We start from the raw sequence: 17970 nt of genomic DNA on the forward strand, positions 1-17970 counted from the left end.
CGCCCGCCGGCCGGCGGCCGGCGTGGCGGGACAGGCGGTCAGCGGCCGGTGTGGCGGTGCAGGGCGGTACGAATCAGCCGGTTCACCAGCTTCGGGTACTCCAGCCCGCTGGCCGACCACATCCTCGGGAACATCGACGTCGGGGTGAAGCCCGGCATCGTGTTGATCTCGTTGAGGTAGACGTCCATCTGCGGGGTGACGAAGAAGTCGACTCGGGCCAGGCCGGAGCAGTCCAGGGCGGTGAAGGCCCGGGTGGCGTAGTCGCGCACCTGCCGGGCCACCGGCTCGGGCAGGTCGGCCGGTACGTCGTACTCGCAGACCTCGTCGGCGAAGATGTACTTGGCCTCGAAGTCGTACCAGTCGCGGTCGCCGATCATCCGCACCTCGGCGAGCACCGACGCCTCGGGGGCGCCACCGGCTTCGCCCTCCAGCACGCCGCACTCGATCTCGCGGCCCACCACGGCGCCCTCGACGAGCACCTTGCTGTCGATCTCGCGGGCGGTGACGAGCGCGGCGTCCAGGTCGGCCCAGTCGTCGACCTTGGTGATGCCGAACGAGGAGCCGGCCCGGGACGGCTTGACGAAGACGGGCAGCCCCAGGCGCTCCTTGTCCTCCTCGCTGAGCGACATGCCGGCGCGCAGCACCGCGTACGGGCCGACCGGGATGCCCTCGGCGGCGCAGAGCTTCTTGGTGAACTCCTTGTCCATGGCGGCGGCGGAGGCGAAGACGTTCGCGCCGACGTAGGGGATGTCGGCCATCTCCAGCATCCCCTGGATCGTGCCGTCCTCGCCGTACGCGCCGTGCAGCACCGGGAACACCACGTCCACGTCGGCCAGTGCCACCGGCCCCTGGGCGGGGTCGAGCACCATCAGGCCGCCGACGGCGGGGTCGGCTCGCAGCACCAGTTCGGCGCCGGAGCCGGCGGTGATCTCGGGCAGTTTGCGGTCGGCGATGGCGAGCCGGCTCGGGTCGCCGCTGGCGAGCACCCACTGGCCCTGCCGGGTGATGCCGACCGGGACCACCTCGAACTCGTCCGGGTCGAGGGCGGCCAGCACGCTGCCCGCGCTGACGCAGGAGATGCCGTGTTCGGGGCTGCGGCCGCCGAAGACGATCGCCACGCGGGTCTTACCTGGGGTGGTCATTGTCACCTCATCGTTCGCGACTGCGGCTGGCCGTGCTCGCCGGTGGCGCTCACCCGACTGACCTTACTGTGCGTTGCCGCAAGCGGTGGTCGTTACCCGGGGAGACACGGAGTCGCGTGGCAAACGGTCAGGGTGACATATACGGGGAGTAACGGAACGGTGGTGCTCAGCAGGCCGGATGCCGGGGCCGGCGGCCGACCGCGATGACCTTCACCCGCTGCCGTCCGGCCCGCACCATGCCCAGCGCCATGAACGCGCCGGCGATCCGGTCGGCCGCCTCCCGGCTGCTCGCGCCGACCACCTGACGGCGGCGCTCGGGGCTGGTCCGTTCGTCGCGCCACATGCCTTGGCGCACGTCGGTGAGGACCACGAGGAACCTGGTCATCGCGGCACCCCTCCCCGTCTCGTGGACCGGCAGGGCACGCGACGGCCGGATCGTGGGGGAGTAAGAATCCGACCGCCGCGCGCCCCATCCCCTCCGGTCGCTCACCACCACCGTCGCCACGACAACCGGCGGCGAGGACGCCGTCACACATTGACATGTTTATGAGCATGAATGCAACTCTCATCGACTTTCTCTCACGCCCGCATTCCCAAGAGATGTGCGATCATCGATGCATGGCGCCGAAAACCGCCCGGGCCCGACGGCTCGGCATCGCCCTGCGGACCCACAGGGAGGCCGCCGGCCTCACCCTGGAGGCCGCGGCCGACGAGATCAACAGCACCCGGAGCACGCTGTCCCGCTACGAGAACGCGCAGACGCTGATCAGTCCCGCCACCGTGCGCGCGCTGCTGACCAGCTACGGCGTGGGCCCGGACGAGATCGCCGCGGCAGTGGAGCTCGCCAAGGACGCCCGCAAGCCCGGCTGGTGGGTGTCCTACTCGTACCTGCTGGACCGCCGGACCATCGACTTCATCGCGCTGGAGGCGGAGGCCACCGGCATCGCGAACTTCGAGCCGTCGGTGGTGCCCGGCCTGCTCCAGACCGCCGACTACATCCGCGGCGTGATGCGCGGCGGGCCGCACACGCTCAGCGACGAGCAGGTGGAGCAGCGGGTCCGGCTACGGCTGGACCGCCAGCAGCGGCTCTCCGGCGCCGAGCCGCCGATCCTCGACGCCATCATCGACGAGGCCGCGCTGCTGCGCCCGGTCGGTGACCGCTCGGTCATGTCCGGCCAGCTGCGGCATCTGCTCAAGACGACCGAGCTGCCGAACGTGACGGTGCAGGTGATCCCGCTGGCCGCCGGCTACCACCGGGGCACCCGGGGATCACTGCACATCCTGGAGTTCGCCGACCCGGCGGATCCGATCATCGCCTCGGTGGAGACCGTCGCCGGGCAGATGATCCTGGACCGGCCGGGTGACCTGCGTACCTGCGTCAAGATCATGGAGCATCTGCGGACCGTGGCGCTGAGCCCGGCGGCCAGCCGGGACCAGCTCCTCCGCCTGGAACGAGAGGTGACCAGATGAACGGCACGAACCGCGCCGCACCGGCGCCGGCCGGCTGGCGCAAGAGCAGCCACAGCGGCGACGAGGGCGCCTGTGTGGAGATGGCCCCGCTGACCGGCGCGGTGGCGGTCCGCGACTCGAAGGATCCGGCCGGCCCGGTGCTGGTGTTCCCGCCGCACGCCTGGGCCGCGTTCACCGCCGCGCCGCCGCGCGCCTGAGCGGCCCGGCCTCAGCCGAGCGGGGCGGCGCCGTTGAGGGTGCCGCGTACCGCCTCCAGCGCCGCGATGGCCACCCCGCGCGCCCCGGCCATGTCCCGGTCCGGCACCAGCGCGAAGGTGGCCACCGCCCGCTGCTCCTCCCGGAGCACCGTGTGCTCGGCGACCGTGGCGAGGAACCAGTCCCGGAACTCCGGCGCCGCCTCCACCACACCGCCGCCGACGAAGTACGCGTGCGGATCGGTGAAGTTGGCCGCGATGGTGAACAGCCGGCCCAGCGCCTTGGCCTGCTGGGTGAACACCAGGCGGGCCAGCGGGTCGCCCCGCTCGCCGTAGCCGCGCAGCAGCTTCGCCGCCCGGTCCGGCTCCTCCGCCGCGAGCGGATGCTCCGGGTGCCGGGCCAGCCAGTACGGCAGCAGGTTACGCCGGATCGCGGTGAGCGAGGCGACGCTCTCCGCGTCCCCGGTGAAGCCGCAGGCGCAGACCGGCGCCGCCTGGTCCGGCTCGACCAGGCCGTCCAGCGGGATGTGCACGTGCCCGAACTCGCCGGCCATGCCGGCCGCGCCGCCGACCACCCGGCCGGACTCCACCACGCCGCCGCCCAGCCCGGTGCCGACGATCGCCGACACCGACGACCGGGCCATCGCCTCGGCGCCGAAGTGCACGTGGTGGGCGTAGAGCGCGGCGGCGTTGCCGTCGTTCGCGTACACCACCGGCAGGCCGAGCCGCCGCTCCAGCGCGCTGCGCACGTCGAAGCCCCGCCAGGCGGGCTGGGAGAAGTTCGTCGAGCCGCGCGAGGAGATGACGCCGGTGGCGCTGGCCGGGCCGGGAGTGTCCAGCCCGACCGCGCGGACCAGGTCACGCGGCACACCGGTGTGCGCCAGCACGCCGTCGAACGCCCGCGCCAGCGCCTCCACCGCCGCCTCCGGGCCGGCGCCGACCTCGCTCGGGATCTCCAGCAGCCCGTCCACCAGGAACCGGCCGTCGACGGTCAGCACCGTGGCGTTGTCACTCGTGCCCCCGTTGTCCAGCCCCACCACCACCGGCACCCCTGCGCTGCCCACCGCCACCGCCTCCCGCCGCGCCTGACCCGAGGCTAGTTCCCGCCCGGGCCACCCGCCACGCCCCCGCGCGGACTCCCCGTGGCGGTCAGCCGGGACGGCGGGCGGTGACCGCCGTGGCCTCCCACTCCTCGTCGCGTACCACGTCCGGGTCGAGCCCGGCGGCGGTGAACACGGCGCACAGTTCCGGGGCCTGCGCGACGCTCGTCTCGACCACGACGTGCCCGCCCGGGGCGAGCCATTCGGCCGCGCCGGAGGCGACCCGGCGCAACACGGCCAGGCCGTCCGCGCCGCCGTCCAGGGCCACCGGCGCCTCGTACAGGCGTGCCTCGGCCGGCAGCGAGGACACCGCGGCGGTCGGCACATACGGCGCGTTCGCCACCACCAGGTCCAGCCGCCCACGCCGGCCGGCCGGCAGCGCGTCGAACAGGTCGCCCTGGTAGACCGGGACACCGAGTGGTTCGAGGTTGCGCCGGGCGCAGGCCACCGCCACCGGGTCGATGTCGGCGGCGGCCAGCCAGCGGGGCGCGAGCCGCTCGTGCAGCACCACCGCGGCGGCACCGGAGCCGCAGCACAGGTCGAGCACCGCCGGCGCCGGCCCGGCCAGCGCCGCCGCCGCGTCGACCAGCAGCGCGGTACGACCCCGCGGCACGAAGACCCCCGGGTGTACGGCGATCCGCCGGCCGCAGAACTCGGCCCAGCCGAGCAGGTGCTCCAGCGGCAGGCCGGCGACGCGACGGTCGACCAGCCGGGTCAACGCCTGCGCCGAGTCGGCGGCGGCGATCAGCAGGTCCGCCTCGTCCTCGGCGAAGACGCAGCCGGCGGCGCGCAGCCGCCGGACGAGGGCCGGACGATCGGGGGTGAACACGGTGGATGCCATGGCAAGCCTTTCGGGAAGCGCTCGTCGGCGCCCCCGGCGTCGCCTCAGCCCCGAGGCGACGCGGACTCGGAGGGAGCGCCGGTCCTCTGCTTGTGGATCGGACTCACCTCCTCGGGTCGGGGCCGCACGGGCCGTGGCTGCCCGTCACGATAGCCCAGCGGCCGGTACGCCGTCAGCCCGCCGCGTCGAGCGCGGCGGCCACGTCGGCGAGCAGGTCGGCGGTGTCCTCGACGCCGCAGGAGAACCGCACGAAGCCCGGCGTCGTGGCGTCGCCCCACTGGGCCCGCCGGTCGGCAGTGGTGTGCAGCCCGCCGAACGAGGTCGCGGCGGCCACCAGCCGCGAGGCGCCGAGGAAGCGGGCCACCCGGCCCTCGTCGCCCAGGTCGAACGAGAGCACGCCCGGCACGCGGCGCATCTGTGCCGACGCGACCGGGTACGCCGGGTCGTCCGGCCGGCCGGGCCACCGCACGCCGGTGACGTCCGGGCGGGCCGCGAGCAGGTCGGCCAGCGCCCCCGCGTTCGCGGTCTGCCGGGCCAGCCGCAGGTCCAGCGTGGCCAGTGACCGGTGGGCCAGCCAGCAGTCGAACGCACCCGGCACTCCGCCGGTGGCGTTGCGCCAGGTTGTCGCCGCGTCCCGCAGCCCGGCGTCCCGGGTGGCCAGGTAGCCCAGCAGCAGGTCCGAGTGGCCGGTCAGCGCCTTGGTGCCGGAGGCGACCACCACGTCCGCGCCGAGGTCCAGCGGGCGCTGCCCGAGCGGCGTGGCGGTGGTGTTGTCCACCGCCACCAGCGCGCCGGCGGCGTGCGCGGCACCGGCCACCGCCGCGACGTCGACGACGTCCAGGCCGGGGTTCGCCGGGGTCTCCAGCAGCACCAGCCGCACACCCTCGAACGACGGGTACGGCCCGGCGGTCGGCACGAGCACCACGCGTACGCCGAGCCGTTCCAGGGTGTCCGAGGCGAACGAGCGCACCGCGTAGTAGCCGTCGGCGGGCAGGAGCACGGTGTCACCGGGACGCAGCACTGTCAGCAGCAGCCCGGTGATGGCGGCCTGGCCGCTGGCGAAGACGCGGCAGTCGCCGCCCTCCAGCTCGCCGATCGCCGTCTCCAGCAGCCGCCGGGTCGGGTTGTCCGGCCGGCCGTACCCGTCCGCCGCCGCCGACGGGCCGCGCTGCGGGTCCAGGTGGTACGGCGCGGCGAAGACCGGGCCGGGCAGGAACGGCTGCCCCGGTACGGAGTCCGGCAGGCCGGCGTGCACGCTGCGCGTCCCGTCACCCCAGTGCTCGCTGCTCATCCCGGCTCCGCTCACTCGTACGACTCGGGCTTGGCGGTACGGCTCATCAGCGCGTCCACCGCCAGGCGCGGATCCATCCCCTCGTGACAGATCCGCTCGATCTGCTCGGTGATCGGCATCTCCACCCCGTGCGCCCGGGCCAGGTCGCGGATGGCCAGGCAGCTCTTGACGCCCTCGGCGGTCTGCCGGGTGGCCGCCTGGGCCTGCTCCAGCGTCTCCCCCCGGCCCAGGTGCTCGCCGAAGGTGCGGTTGCGGGCCATCGGCGACGAGCAGGAGGCGACCAGGTCACCCATGCCGGCCAGCCCGGCGAACGTGATCGGGTCGGCGCCGAGCGCCACGCCCAGCCGGGCGGTCTCGGCCAGGCCGCGGGTCATCAGCATGGCCCGGGTGTTGTCGCCGAAGCCCATCGCGGTGGCGATGCCGTACGCCAGCGCGATCACGTTCTTCACCGCGCCGCCCAGCTCGCAGCCGATCACGTCGTCGTTCGTGTACGGGCGGAAGTACGGCGTACGGATTGACGCCTGTACCAGCGCGGTGCGGCGGCTGTCGGTGCCCGCGACCACAGTGGCGGCCGGCTGCTCGGCGGCGATCTCCGGTGCCAGGTTGGGCCCGGAGACGACCACCACCCGGTCGGCGGGCACCCCGGCGGTCTCCGTGATCACCTGGCTCATCCGCTTGGTGGTGCCCAGCTCGATGCCCTTCATCAGCGACACGAGCGTGGCGTCCGGCGCCAGGTACGGCGTCCAGTCGGCGAGGTTGCCGCGCAGCGTCTGCGAGGGCACCGAGAGCACCACCACCTCGGCCCCCTCGATCGCCTCGGCGGCGTCGCCGGTGGCGGTCACCCGCTCGGGCAGGCGGATCCCCGGCAGGTACTCCGGGTTGTGCCGCCCGGTCCGGATCGCCTCGGCCACCGCGGCCCGGCGGGCCAGGACCGTGACGTCCCGCCCGGCGTCGGCGAGGATCTTGGCGAACGCGGTCCCCCAGGAACCGGCGCCCAGCACGGCGACGTGCCCGCTCATTCGGTGACCTCCCGGGTGCCGGTGCGGGCGGGCCGCTGCCAGAGCGGCGGTGGCGTGCCGCCGCGGATCTCCGCGACCAGATCCCGGATGCGCAGCATGATGGTGTCCGTCATCTCCTCCAGGATCGGCCGGGTCGGCGTGGCGCCGGCCCAGGGGCTCAGGTCCACCGGCGGTCCGGCGATCACCGTCACCGGGGTACGCGGACGCAGCCCGAACCGGGCCGTACGCGGGTCGAACATCCGTTCCGGGCCGACCATGGCGATCGGGACCACCGGGGCGCCGGTGGCCAGCGCCAGCCGGGCCGCGCCGGTCTTGCCCTTCATCGGCCACAGGTCCGGCTCGCGGGTGGTGGTGCCCTCCGGGTAGATCACCACCGCGCCCCCCTCGGCCAGCGCGGCGACCAGCTTGTCCAGCGACTTGACCGCCTCGACGGTGCCGCGCTCGACCGGGATCTGCTGGCACCGGTGCAGGATCCCGCCGACCACCGGCACCCGGAACACGCTCGCCTTGCCGAGGAAGCGCGGCCAGCGCCCGGCGTCGTAGATGTAGTGCGCGACCACCAGCGGGTCGGCGTGCGAGATGTGGTTGGGCACGAGGATCACGCCGCCGTCGTGGCGCAGGTGCTCCATGCCCCGCCAGGTGCGCCGGGTCCAGACCGTCATCAGCGGTTTCACCAGCACCACGGCGAGTCGTCGCCAGAACCCCAGCCTCCGCCGTGCCACTGTGCCTCCTCGATCCGCCCACGCGCCCCGGCACAGAATCATGCCTGTTCGCCCCCGCTGCGGCCAGTGCGGGTACCAGCGCTCTCCGCTGGCAGGATGGTCGGCGTGTCTGAGGCCCGCTGGACCGTGGTGACGCCGGTGAAGCGCCTGGCAGCGGCGAAGAGCCGGCTGCGGGGCGCGCTGCCCGGCGTACCCCATGAGGAGCTGGCCCTGGCCCTGGCGGCCGACACGCTGCGCGCGGTGCGGGCGTGCCCGGCGGTCGCCGGGGTGCTCGTGGTCACCGACGACCCGTCGGTGGGCGCGGTGGCGGGCGCGGCCGGCGCCCGCGTCGTCGGCGACCCCGGCGGCGGGCTGAACGCGGCGTTGCGGCATGGCGCGGCAGTGGCCGGGCCGCGCGCCGCCGTGGCCGGCCTGACCGCCGACCTGCCGGCGCTGCGACCGGCCGACCTGGCCGCCGCGCTGCGGGCCACCCAGGGGGTACGCGGGTTCGTGGCGGACGCCCCCGGCACGGGCACGGTGCTGCTCGCCGCGCCGGCCGGGGTGCCGCTGGCGCCGGAGTTCGGGCCGGGCTCGGCCGCCGCGCACGCGGCGAGCGGGGCGCTGCCGCTGGCCGGTGACTGGCCCAGCCTGCGCCGGGACGTGGACACCCCGGCCGACCTGGCCGACGCCGCCGGGCTGGGCGTGGGGCCGCGCACCGCGGCGCTGCTGGACCGGGTCGCCGGAGCGTTCCGGTACGGTGCTGGCATGCAGGGCACGGTGGCGACCTACGACGCGTCGACCCGCAGCGGTGTGCTGCTGCTCGACGACGGCACCGAACTGGCGTTCCCGGCCCGCGCGTTCGACGCCTCCGGGTTGCGGCTGCTCCGATTGGGGCAGCGTGTCCGGATCGAGCGGGACGCCGACGGCGAGGTGATCCGGGTGACCTTGCCGACGATGGCGTGAACAACCTGGCCCGAGTTCATTTTCCGTTCACCCTCTTCGGGGAATCATGAGGTGGTGAGCACCCCTCGCGAGCACCCCGACGGTCCGCCGCCGATCCTCGACCCCGGCACGCCCCGCAACGGCCACCCCACCCGGGGCCCGGACGGGCGGTTCCGCCAGACCCGGCCCCCGGAGGAGCGCCTCGGCGCCGACCCGGACGCGGCCGGCGCGACCGGGCTGGACGAGCCGCTCGACCCGGTCGAGGGCCCGGCCGACGAGTCCGCCGCCGACGCCGCCCCGCCGGCCGTGCCGCCGCTGCCGGAGGACCGCTTCCTCAACCGGGAGCTGTCCTGGCTCGACTTCAACGCCCGGGTGCTGGCGCTCGCCGAGGACCCGCGCACCCCGCTGCTGGAACGGGCGAAGTTCCTGGCCATCTTCGCCAGCAACCTGGACGAGTTCTACATGGTCCGGGTGGCCGGGTTGAAGCGGCGGCTCTCCGCCGGCCTGCCCGTACGCGGCGGTGACCGGCTGCCGCTGCGCACCCAGCTCGAACTGATCACCGAGAAGGCGGCCCGGCTGGTCGCCCGGCACGCCGCCTGCCTGGTCGACGACGTGCTGCCGAAGCTCGCCGCCGAGGACATCCGCATCCTGCGCTGGAGCGACCTGGACGACGCCGAGCGGGAGCGGCTGCGCACCTGGTTCCGGGAGCACATCTTCCCGGTGCTCACCCCGCTGGCCGTCGACCCGGCGCACCCGTTCCCGTACATCTCCGGCCGGTCGCTGAACCTGGCCGTGTCGGTACGCGACCCGGACGGCGGCTCGGAGCTGTTCGCCCGGGTCAAGGTGCCGAACAACGTGCCCCGGTTCGTCCGGGTGCACCGCGACCAGCCGGGCGTGCGGTTCCTGCCGGTCGAGGACCTGATCTCGGTGCACCTGGGCCAGTTGTTCTCCGGCATGCAGGTGGTCGAGTGCCACCTGTTCCGGGTGACCCGCAACGCCGAGGTGGAGGTGGACGAGGACCGCGACGAGGACCTGCTCCAGGCGCTGGAACGGGAACTGGCCCGGCGCCGGTTCGGCCCGCCGGTACGCCTGGAGGTGGCCGCCTCCATCTCCGACCACATGCTGGAGCTGCTGGTCCGCGAGCTGGACATGGACGGCCACGACGTGCTGCGGGTGCGGGGCCTGCTCGACCTCTCCGCGCTCTGGCAGCTCTACGGCGAGGCCGACCGGCCCGACCTGAAGGACCCGCCGTTCGTGCCGGCCACCCATCCGCGGCTGGCCGAGGGCGAGGTGCCGCGCAGCGTCTTCGCCACACTGCGCGACGGCGACGTGCTGGTGCACCACCCGTACCACTCGTTCGCCACCAGCGTGCAGCGCTTCGTCGAGCAGGCGGCGGCCGACCCGAACGTGCTCGCCATCAAGCAGACGCTCTACCGCACCAGCGGCGACTCCCCGATCGTGGACGCGCTCGTCGACGCCGCCGCCGCCGGCAAGCAGGTGGTGGTGCTGGTGGAGCTGAAGGCGCGCTTCGACGAGGTGGCGAACATCGGCTGGGCGCGCACGCTGGAACGGGCCGGCTGCCATGTGGTGTACGGCCTGGTGGGGCTCAAGACGCACTGCAAGACCGCACTGGTGGTACGCCAGGAGGGCAACCAGATCCGCCGCTACTGCCACATCGGCACCGGCAACTACCACCCGAAGACGGCCCGGCTCTACGAGGACTTCGGCATGCTCACCGCCGACCCGGAGATCGGCGCCGACCTGACCGACCTGTTCAACGTGCTCACCGGCTACAGCCGGCAGACCGCGTTCCGGCGGCTGCTGGTGGCGCCGCAGGGCATCCGCAGCGGCCTGATCGAACGCATCGACAGGGAGATCGAACACGTCCGGCTGGGCATGCCCGGGCTGGTGCAGTTCAAGGTGAACTCCCTGGTGGACGAGGAGATCACTGACGCGCTCTACCGCGCGTCGCGGGCCGGCGTGCACGTGGACCTGCTGATCCGGGGCATGTGCACGCTGCGGCCGGGTGTGCCGGGGCTGTCGGAGAACATCCGGGTCCGTTCGATCCTCGGCCGGTTCCTGGAACACTCCCGGATCTTCCGGTTCGGCAACAACGGCGACGCCGAGTTCTGGATGGGCTCGGCCGACCTGATGCACCGCAACCTGGACCGCCGGGTGGAGGCGCTGGTGCAGGTGAGCGACCCGGTGGCCCGGGCCGAACTGGACCACGTCCTCACCGCCGCGTTCGATCCCGACGTGGACGCGTTCGAGCTGGCCCCGGACGGCACCTGGCACCGCCGTACCGGGGACGGCCACACACCGCTCACCCACCTGCAGGATCTGTTGCTGCGCCGGGTCGGCGGACGGGCGGACTGAGCGGGCCGTGGCGCGTGGCGGGCGGGCATACGGTGAGCGGGTGAGCGACGGCGAACCGGTACGGATCCGGGCCGCGGGCGGCGTGGTGTGGCGCCCGGGTCCGGCCGGCGTCGAGGTGTGCCTGGTGCACCGCCCCCGGTACGGCGACTGGTCGCTGCCGAAGGGCAAGCTGGACCGCGGCGAGCACCCGCTCGTGGCCGCCGTCCGGGAGGTGGCCGAGGAGACCGACGTACGCGCCGTGCCGCAGGTACGCCTGCCCACGGTCCGCTACCGCAGCGAGGGCCACGCCAAGGCGGTCGACTACTGGTCCATGCGGGCCGTCGGCACCGGCGGTTTCCAGCCCGGCACCGAGGTCGACGACGTGGCCTGGTTCCCGGTCGACGACGCGGTACGCCGCGTCAGCTACCCGCACGACGCCGAGGTGATCGCCGCGTTCGCGCCGCTGCCGCCGGTCACCGCGACGGTGCTGCTGGTCCGGCACGCGCACGCCGGCAAGCGCGGCACCTGGACCGGCCCGGACCACGGCCGCCCGCTGGACGAGCAGGGCTGGGCGCAGGCGCGGGCGCTGGTCCCGCTGGTCGCGCTGGTCCGCCCGGCGCACCTGTTCTCCGCCTCGGCCCGGCGTTGCGTGCAGACGCTGGACCCGGCGGCGGCCCGGCTGGACCTGCCGATCGAGGTCTGCGGCGACTTCGACGAGCCGGTGCCGGGCCAGCAGGCCGAGGAGTGCGCGCTGGCGGCCGCGGCGCGGCTGACCGCGCTGGCGCAGGCCGCCGGGACGGTGGCGGTGTGCAGCCAGGGCAAGGTGATCCCGGGCGCGCTGGAACGGCTCACCGGCCGCGTGGACGACGACTTCACCACCGCCAAGGGCGGCGGCTGGCTGCTGCCGTTCGCCGGTGACCGGCTGGTCCTCCCCGACCGGTTGTGAGACCTGCCGCGGCCGGCGCCGGTGGTGGCGGCCCTCAGGGCAGCGTGACGGTGAGCGTCACCGGGAGGTGGTCGCTGGCCTCGGTGCGCGGTGCGCGTACCTCGGTGGCGGTCAGGCCCGGCGAGACGAAGACGTGGTCGATCTGGGTGCGCGGATCGTCGGCCGGGCTGGTCCGCAACGGCCGGGCCGGCCCCAGCGCGTCCACCAGACCCGCGCGGGTGAACTCGGCGAACGCCGGGTCGTCCGGCTCGGTGTTCAGGTCGCCGCCGAGCACCAGTGGACGGCCGTTCGCGTACCGGCCGGCGAACGCGGCCACCTCGCCCGCCTGCTCGACCGGATCCCGGCCGGGCGGCGGTTGCAGGTGCGTGGCCACCACTGCCAGTTCCCGGCCGCCGAGGTCGAGCGTGACGCCGAGCGCCTGCGCACCGGTCGGCGCACCGTGCGCGGTCAGCCGCCGGGTCTGCCCGGAGCGCGCCGGGAAGCGGCTGAGCACCGCGTCGCCCCAGACCGGGTCGGCGGCGGGCGCGAAGACGTACGGCATCCCCAGCCGCCCGGCCAGCGACGCCAGCGTGTCGTGGCCGCCGTTGAGCCACCAGCCCCGGTCGACCTCGCTGAGCAGGATCACGTCCGCGCCGCGCAGTTCCCGGGCCACCGCGTCCAGGTCCAGCCGGCCGTCCAGGCCGAATCCCATCCGGATGTTGTACGCGGCGACCCGCACCGCCGCCGGGGTGGTGGCGGCCCGGGCGGTGGTGGGCGGCACGTGCAGCGTGGCGGCGAGCCCGGCCAGCGCCGTCAGGCCGCCCAGGGCCGCCACCCGGGCCGTGGTGGGCAGCGCCGGGGCGGATGACGTCACGCCGGGCCGGAGGGACGCGCCGACCGCCACCAGAGCCACCAGGACGGCCGTGGCGACCGGTGCCCACCCGTTGGGGTACCCCAGGTCGTAGGCGGCGTAGTAGGCCACCGTGGCCACCGCGAACACCAGCATCCCGAGCGCCGCCGCCCGCCCGCGCCGCGCCCCCGCCCGCCCGTCGTCGGCGGCCCGGTCGTCGTCGGCGGCCGAGTCGGTGAGCGCCAGGCAGCCGCCGAGGCCGGCGGCGGTGAGCAGGTACGCCGGGACGAGACGCCCGGCCACGAACAGCACCGAACCGGCGAGCAGCGCCAGCGGCCACACCACCCGGGCCAGGCGCATCGGTGCCCGGAACAACGCCGTCGCCAGGAACAGCAGCACCGCGAGCGCGCCCGGCAGGGCGCCGTTGCCGGGGCGGGCCAGGCCGGGGAAGTCGGGCGATCCGCCACCGGCGGCGGCGCTCCACAGCGCCGGGACGAGCGCCACCTGGCCGGCCAGCAACAGCGCCGGCCCGCACAGCAGCCAGGCCCGGCGGCCCGGGGTGGGCGCGCGCGGCCCGGCGTCGCCGTCCACCACATCCGCCGCCGGGGCGGCCGTCCGCTCCCCGTCGCTCACATCCGCCGGCGCGGCCGTCCGCTCCCCGTCCCTCACGTCCGCCGGCGCGGCCGTCCGCTCCCCGTCCCTCACGTCCGCCGGCGCGGCCGTCCGCTCGCGCCGCGCCGCAGTGGACGCGGCCAGGAACGCCGACACCAGCAGGACGCTCAGGCTCCAGCCGAGCGTCCCGCCGCGCCACACCAGATCCTCGGTGCCCAGCAGGGCGTGGCCGACGGCGTTGCCGGCCAGACCGAGCGCCAGCCCGGCAACCGGTCGCGCTGCCGACGCGGCGACAGCGGCGAGCCAGACCAGGCCGGCGAGCAGTCCGGCGCAGGCCAGCCAGAGTTGGGCCGGGCCGCCCGGTTGCGCGGTGAGCGCCAGCCGGGCCGCCGCCAGCACACCCGCGGCGACGAGTCCGACCGGGCCGGCGCCGACGCGGCGTACGAGCGTGGGCGCGGCGAGGGCCAGCAGGAACCAGCCGAGCGCGAACGCGCCGAGCAGCTCGGCGGGCGTCTCGGCGGCCCGCCCGAACAGGGTGATGACCGACGGCAGCCAGACTCGCAGCACGTCCAGCAGAACCGCGATACCGAGCGCGAGCGTGAGGGTGGAGAGGTGACGGTGCCGCACGGGCGCCTCTTCTCGTGACCGACGGGGGTTTTCGGCACGGCGATTCTGCGGCGCGCGACGGCGGGTGGTCAACGCGTACCCGTGCGAAAGGGCGCCCACCGCGAACGGTGGGCGCCCTCTGCCGGGTCGTCCGGTCAGCGCCGGGTGGCGGCCTTCTTGGCCGGCGCCTTCTTCGCGGGGGCCTTCTTCGCCGCCGTCGTCTTCTTGGCCGTGGCGGACTTCGCCGCGGTCGTCTTCTTGGCGGCGGTGGTCTTCTTCGCCGCGGTGGTCTTCTTCGCCGCGGTGGACTTCGCCGCCGTGGTCTTCTTCGCCGCCGTGGTCTTGGTCGCGGCGGCCTTCTTCGCCGGCGCGGCCTTCTTGGTCGCGGTGGTCTTGGTGGCCTTCGCCGCCGTGGTCTTCTTCGCGGCGCCGGTGGTCTTCGCCGCCGTCGCCTTGGCGGCCCCGGTGGTCTTCTTCGCGGCGGCGGTGTCCTTCGGCACCTTGCCGCTGGCCACCATCTCCTTGAAGCCCGCGCCGGCCCGGAACGTCGGGACGGAGGTCTTCTTGACCTTCACCGCCTCGCCGGTTCGCGGATTGCGCGCTGTTCGGGCTCCCCGGACGCGCTTCTCGAACGCTCCGAAACCGGTGATCGCCACCTTCTCGCCCTTGGTGACCGCCGCCTGGACCTCAGCGAGAACCGCGTCGAGCGCGGCCGTCGCCGTCTTCCGGTCCCCCAGGCGAACGGCGAGCGCCTCGATGAGCTCGGCCTTGTTCACGACTTCCTCCCGATTGTGCAACTGACTCGACGCGAGCCATTCTGCGCGCACGGTATGCCCTGTGCTGCCTGGACACAAACATTCGGTGGAAAAAAGCCCTTGTGTCGCAACGGATTCGCCCCCACCGGATACACCGGTGGGGGCGAGAAGCCGTCTGCGGTCAGGCTACCGACGGCAGGAACGACGGCCGGGACGCCTCGAAGGCACTGATCTCGGCCTGGTGCCGGAGGGTGAGTCCAATGTCATCCAAGCCCTCCATCAACCGCCAGCGGCTGTGGTCGTCCAGCGGGAAGGCCCAGGTGGCGTCCCCGGCGCGGACCTGGCGGGCGGCGAGGTCGACAGTGATCGGAGTGCTCGGCTCCGATTCCACGAGGCCCCACAGTTCCTCGACGGCTTTCAATTCCAGCTCTACCGGAAGGAGTCCTTCCTTGAGCGCGTTGCCCCGGAAGATGTCGCCGAAGCGAGGCGAGATGACGGCCCGGAAGCCCCAGTCCCGCAGCGCCCAGACGGCATGCTCCCGGGAGGATCCGGTGCCGAACTCGGGACCGGCGATCAGAATCGACGCGCCCGAATGAGCCGGATCGTTGAGCACGAATGCCGGGTCCTCCCGCCACGCGCTGAACAGCCCGTCGGCGAAACCGGTCCGGGTCACCCGCTTGAGGTACACCGCCGGGATGATCTGGTCGGTGTCCACGTTGGATCGGCGCAGCGGCACGGCCGTGCCGGTGTGGGTGGTGAACTTGTCCATCTCTCGGCTGCCCTTCTACAGGTCGGCGGGAGCGGCCAGGCGGCCGACCACCGCGGTGGCGGCGGCGACCGGCGGGGACACCAGGTGCGTACGCCCGCCCCGGCCCTGCCGTCCCTCGAAGTTGCGGTTGGAGGTCGAGGCGGAGCGCTGGCCCGGCTTCAGGGTGTCCGGGTTCATGCCCAGGCACATCGAGCATCCGGCGAAGCGCCACTCGGCGCCGGCGTCGGTGAAGACCTTGTCCAGCCCCTCGATCTCGGCCGCCTCCCGGACCGCGGCGGAGCCGGGGACCACGAGCATGCGTACGCCCTCGGCGACCCGCCGCCCGCGCAGCACCTCGGCGGCGGCCCGCAGGTCCTCCAGGCGGCCGTTGGTGCAGGAGCCGACGAACACCACGTCCACCGCGAGGTCGCGCAGCGGCGTGCCCGGGGTGAGGTCCATGTACTCCAGGGCCCGCCGGGCGGCTACCTGCTCCGGCTCCGTGACGAAGTCCTCCGGGCTCGGCACGGTGGCGCCCAGCGGCACGCCCTGCCCGGGGTTGGTGCCCCAGGTGACGAACGGCGTGATCCGGCTCGCGTCCAGCGTGACCTCGGTGTCGAAGGTCGCGCCCTCGTCGGTGGGCAGCGTCCGCCAGTACTCCAGCGCCGCGTCCCAGTCGTCGCCCTGGGGAGCGTTGGGCCGCCCCTTCAGGTACGCGAACGTGGTCTCGTCCGGCGCGATCATGCCGGCCTTGGCGCCCCACTCGATGGACATGTTCGCGATCGTCATCCGCCCCTCCATCGAGAGGTCGCGGATCGCCTCGCCCCGGTACTCGACGATGTGTCCGCGCCCGCCGCCGGTGCCGACCTGCGCGATCAGCGCGAGCACCAGGTCCTTGGCGGTGACGCCGGGCGCCAGCTCGCCGACGACGTTCACGGCCATGGTCTTCGGGCGGGCCTGGGGCAGCGTCTGCGTGGCCAGGACGTGTTCGACCTCACTGGTGCCGATGCCGAACGCCAGCGCCCCGAACGCGCCGTGGGTGGCGGTGTGCGAGTCGCCGCAGACGATCGTCATGCCGGGCTGGGTGAGGCCCAGCTGCGGGCCGATGACGTGCACGATGCCCTGGTTCTCGTCGCCCAGCGGGTGCAGGCGGATGCCGAACTCGGCGCAGTTGCGGCGCAGCGTCTCGATCTGGGTGCGGGAGGTGGGGTCCGCGATCGTGAGCAGGTCGCCGCGCCGGGAGCGGAACGCCGGGTCGTCGTACCCGGTCGGGGTGTTGTGGTCCTCGGTCGCGATCGTCAGGTCGGTACGGCGGACCCCGCGCCCGGCCAGACGCAGCCCGTCGAACGCCTGCGGGCTGGTCACCTCGTGCAGCAGGTGCAGGTCGATGAAGAGCAGGTCCGGCTCGCCGTCGGCGGAGCGGACCACGTGTGCGTCCCAGACCTTCTCGGCCAGGGTCCTCGGTTGAGTGACTCCCACCATCTGGACATCCTAAATTCTGGGAGGTAAATTTCGGCTTGTGGGACACAGTATGAGCGGTGTCGGCGTTCTCGACAAGGCGGTGGTCATCCTGGCCGCCTGCGTCGACGGCGCCAGCCTGGCCGAACTCGTTGAACGCACCAAGCTGCCCCGGGCCACCGCGCACCGGCTGGCACAGGCGCTGGAGATCCACCGGATGCTCGTCCGGGACACCCAGGGGCGCTGGCGCCCGGGTCCACGCCTGGGCGAGTTGGCGAACGCGGCCCCGGACGTGCTGCTGACCGCCGCCGAGCCGCTGCTCGCCGCGCTACGGGACGCCACCGGCGAAAGCGCCCAGCTCTACCTGCGCCGCGCCGACGAGCGGATCTGCGTGGCCGCCGCCGAGCGCGCCAGCGGCCTGCGGGACACCGTCCCGGTCGGCTCGGTGCTGCCGATGACAGCCGGTTCGGCGGCGCAGATCCTGCTGGCCTGGGAGCCCCCGGAGGCGGTCATGCCGCTGCTCCCCCGCTCCAAGTTCACCGGCCGCACGCTGGCCGAGGTGCGGCGGCGTGGCTGGGCCCAGAGCGTCGCCGAGCGGGAGGCGGGTGTGGCGAGCGTCTCAGCGCCGATCCGCGACCGCACCGGCCGGGTGATCGCCGCGATCAGCATCTCCGGCCCGATCGAGCGCCTCGGCCGCCGCCCCGGCGAACGCCACGCCATGGCCGTCGTCCGGGCCGGCCAGCGCCTCTCCGGCCTCTAACCCCGGCTGCCCGGCTGCCCGGCTGCCCGGCTGCGAGATCTTGGTACGAAACGGCCCCTGGAGGGGCTGTTCAGTCCCTGGAGGGGCCGTTTCGTACCAAGATCTTCGCTTGCCCGGAACGGCGACACGCCCACCCCTCCCCCCGCCCCTGATCAAGGAGTTTGCGGCGTATCGGGGCGGCAAGGGTGACCCAAACTCCTTGAT

The 17970-nt window shown here is 74.1% G+C and carries 17 protein-coding genes and 1 pseudogene; 7 read left to right on the forward strand and 11 right to left on the reverse strand.

Annotated features, from left to right (window positions below; all coding sequences use genetic code 11):
• Nucleotides 1-38: 38 nt before the first annotated feature.
• Both ACGFIA_RS02175 and ACGFIA_RS02180 read right to left on the reverse strand, forming a co-directional pair.
• Nucleotides 39-1142, reverse strand: a complete 1104-nt coding sequence (locus ACGFIA_RS02175; RefSeq protein ID WP_357390084.1) for a D-alanine--D-alanine ligase family protein — start codon at nt 1140-1142, stop codon at nt 39-41.
• A gap of 166 nt (nt 1143-1308) precedes the next feature.
• Complete coding sequence (locus tag ACGFIA_RS02180; RefSeq protein ID WP_357390082.1) at nt 1309-1527, reverse strand: hypothetical protein; 219 nt, start codon at nt 1525-1527, stop codon at nt 1309-1311.
• A 233-nt stretch (nt 1528-1760) separates the two neighbouring features.
• Between ACGFIA_RS02180 and ACGFIA_RS02185 the strand changes: the two genes are divergently transcribed.
• Both ACGFIA_RS02185 and ACGFIA_RS02190 read left to right on the forward strand, forming a co-directional pair.
• On the forward strand, nt 1761-2612 hold the full coding sequence (locus tag ACGFIA_RS02185; RefSeq protein ID WP_357390080.1) for a helix-turn-helix transcriptional regulator: 852 nt from the start codon (nt 1761-1763) through the stop codon (nt 2610-2612).
• Complete coding sequence (locus ACGFIA_RS02190; RefSeq protein WP_357390078.1) at nt 2609-2809, forward strand: DUF397 domain-containing protein; 201 nt, start codon at nt 2609-2611, stop codon at nt 2807-2809. The genes ACGFIA_RS02185 and ACGFIA_RS02190 overlap by 4 nt, the downstream gene beginning before the upstream one ends.
• Nucleotides 2810-2820: 11 nt before the next feature.
• Here ACGFIA_RS02190 and ACGFIA_RS02195 read toward each other — a convergent pair whose 3' ends face one another.
• From ACGFIA_RS02195 to ACGFIA_RS02215, 5 genes are all read right to left on the reverse strand, one after another.
• Entirely contained in the window at nt 2821-3870 is a 1050-nt protein-coding gene (locus tag ACGFIA_RS02195; protein ID WP_393257977.1) for an ROK family protein, read from the reverse strand.
• Between the two features lie 85 nt (nt 3871-3955).
• A complete protein-coding gene (locus ACGFIA_RS02200) occupies nt 3956-4747 on the reverse strand; it encodes a putative protein N(5)-glutamine methyltransferase (protein ID WP_393257980.1) in 792 nt (263 codons plus the stop codon).
• A gap of 172 nt (nt 4748-4919) precedes the next feature.
• Nucleotides 4920-6038: a cystathionine gamma-lyase gene (locus ACGFIA_RS02205; RefSeq protein WP_393257983.1), complete on the reverse strand. Its 1119-nt coding sequence runs from the start codon at nt 6036-6038 to the stop codon at nt 4920-4922.
• An 11-nt stretch (nt 6039-6049) separates the two neighbouring features.
• On the reverse strand, nt 6050-7057 hold the full coding sequence (locus ACGFIA_RS02210; protein ID WP_013284538.1) for an NAD(P)H-dependent glycerol-3-phosphate dehydrogenase: 1008 nt from the start codon (nt 7055-7057) through the stop codon (nt 6050-6052).
• On the reverse strand, nt 7054-7779 hold the full coding sequence (locus ACGFIA_RS02215; protein WP_357390070.1) for a lysophospholipid acyltransferase family protein: 726 nt from the start codon (nt 7777-7779) through the stop codon (nt 7054-7056). The genes ACGFIA_RS02210 and ACGFIA_RS02215 overlap by 4 nt, the downstream gene beginning before the upstream one ends.
• Before the next feature lie 96 nt (nt 7780-7875).
• Here ACGFIA_RS02215 and cofC point away from each other — a divergent pair.
• The 4 genes and pseudogenes from cofC to ACGFIA_RS02235 form a co-directional block, all read left to right on the forward strand.
• Nucleotides 7876-8499, forward strand: a pseudogene (gene cofC / locus ACGFIA_RS02220) (2-phospho-L-lactate guanylyltransferase); the annotation flags it as partial.
• A gap of 24 nt (nt 8500-8523) precedes the next feature.
• Nucleotides 8524-8721 (forward strand): cold-shock protein, encoded by a 198-nt coding sequence (locus tag ACGFIA_RS02225; protein WP_357390117.1) that lies wholly within the window; start codon nt 8524-8526, stop codon nt 8719-8721.
• 54 nt (nt 8722-8775) lie between these two features.
• The gene (locus ACGFIA_RS02230; RefSeq protein ID WP_393257988.1) at nt 8776-11076 is read left to right on the forward strand and encodes an RNA degradosome polyphosphate kinase; all 2301 of its coding nucleotides are present in this window, start codon (nt 8776-8778) and stop codon (nt 11074-11076) included.
• A gap of 7 nt (nt 11077-11083) precedes the next feature.
• On the forward strand, nt 11084-12001 hold the full coding sequence (locus ACGFIA_RS02235; protein WP_357390068.1) for an NUDIX hydrolase: 918 nt from the start codon (nt 11084-11086) through the stop codon (nt 11999-12001).
• 34 nt (nt 12002-12035) lie between these two features.
• On the opposite strand, the gene ACGFIA_RS02240 is transcribed toward ACGFIA_RS02235, so the two are convergent.
• The 4 genes from ACGFIA_RS02240 to leuC all read right to left on the reverse strand — a co-directional run bounded on the left by ACGFIA_RS02240 (nt 12036) and on the right by leuC (nt 17030).
• Nucleotides 12036-14069, reverse strand: coding sequence for an endonuclease/exonuclease/phosphatase family protein (locus tag ACGFIA_RS02240; RefSeq protein ID WP_357467203.1), 2034 nt, complete (start codon nt 14067-14069; stop codon nt 12036-12038).
• Between the two features lie 134 nt (nt 14070-14203).
• On the reverse strand, nt 14204-14824 hold the full coding sequence (locus ACGFIA_RS02245; RefSeq protein ID WP_357388141.1) for an HU family DNA-binding protein: 621 nt from the start codon (nt 14822-14824) through the stop codon (nt 14204-14206).
• A gap of 160 nt (nt 14825-14984) precedes the next feature.
• Complete coding sequence (gene leuD / locus ACGFIA_RS02250) at nt 14985-15572, reverse strand: 3-isopropylmalate dehydratase small subunit (RefSeq protein WP_357388143.1); 588 nt, start codon at nt 15570-15572, stop codon at nt 14985-14987.
• Nucleotides 15573-15587: 15 nt separating this feature from the next.
• Nucleotides 15588-17030: a 3-isopropylmalate dehydratase large subunit gene (gene leuC, locus ACGFIA_RS02255; protein WP_393257993.1), complete on the reverse strand. Its 1443-nt coding sequence runs from the start codon at nt 17028-17030 to the stop codon at nt 15588-15590.
• Nucleotides 17031-17079: 49 nt separating this feature from the next.
• Between leuC and ACGFIA_RS02260 the strand changes: the two genes are divergently transcribed.
• A complete protein-coding gene (locus ACGFIA_RS02260) occupies nt 17080-17766 on the forward strand; it encodes an IclR family transcriptional regulator (RefSeq protein WP_013284529.1) in 687 nt (228 codons plus the stop codon).
• The last annotated feature ends 204 nt before the right edge of the window (nt 17767-17970 follow it).

Source organism: Micromonospora sp. NPDC049203 (assembly GCF_043197215.1).
Taxonomy (GTDB): domain Bacteria; phylum Actinomycetota; class Actinomycetes; order Mycobacteriales; family Micromonosporaceae; genus Micromonospora.

Excerpts from the sequence above, each read along its gene's own strand:
- ACGFIA_RS02175 (WP_357390084.1), bottom strand. The coding sequence starts at position 1,142 with ATGACCACCCCAGGTAAGACCCGCGTGGCGATCGTCTTCGGCGGCCGC.
- ACGFIA_RS02180 (WP_357390082.1), bottom strand. The coding sequence starts at position 1,527 with ATGACCAGGTTCCTCGTGGTCCTCACCGACGTGCGCCAAGGCATGTGG.
- ACGFIA_RS02185 (WP_357390080.1), top strand. The coding sequence starts at position 1,761 with ATGGCGCCGAAAACCGCCCGGGCCCGACGGCTCGGCATCGCCCTGCGG.
- ACGFIA_RS02190 (WP_357390078.1), top strand. The coding sequence starts at position 2,609 with ATGAACGGCACGAACCGCGCCGCACCGGCGCCGGCCGGCTGGCGCAAG.
- ACGFIA_RS02200 (WP_393257980.1), bottom strand. The coding sequence starts at position 4,747 with ATGGCATCCACCGTGTTCACCCCCGATCGTCCGGCCCTCGTCCGGCGG.
- ACGFIA_RS02205 (WP_393257983.1), bottom strand. The coding sequence starts at position 6,038 with ATGAGCAGCGAGCACTGGGGTGACGGGACGCGCAGCGTGCACGCCGGC.
- ACGFIA_RS02210 (WP_013284538.1), bottom strand. The coding sequence starts at position 7,057 with ATGAGCGGGCACGTCGCCGTGCTGGGCGCCGGTTCCTGGGGGACCGCG.
- ACGFIA_RS02225 (WP_357390117.1), top strand. The coding sequence starts at position 8,524 with ATGCAGGGCACGGTGGCGACCTACGACGCGTCGACCCGCAGCGGTGTG.
- leuD (WP_357388143.1), bottom strand. The coding sequence starts at position 15,572 with ATGGACAAGTTCACCACCCACACCGGCACGGCCGTGCCGCTGCGCCGA.
- leuC (WP_393257993.1), bottom strand. The coding sequence starts at position 17,030 with ATGGTGGGAGTCACTCAACCGAGGACCCTGGCCGAGAAGGTCTGGGAC.
- ACGFIA_RS02260 (WP_013284529.1), top strand. The coding sequence starts at position 17,080 with ATGAGCGGTGTCGGCGTTCTCGACAAGGCGGTGGTCATCCTGGCCGCC.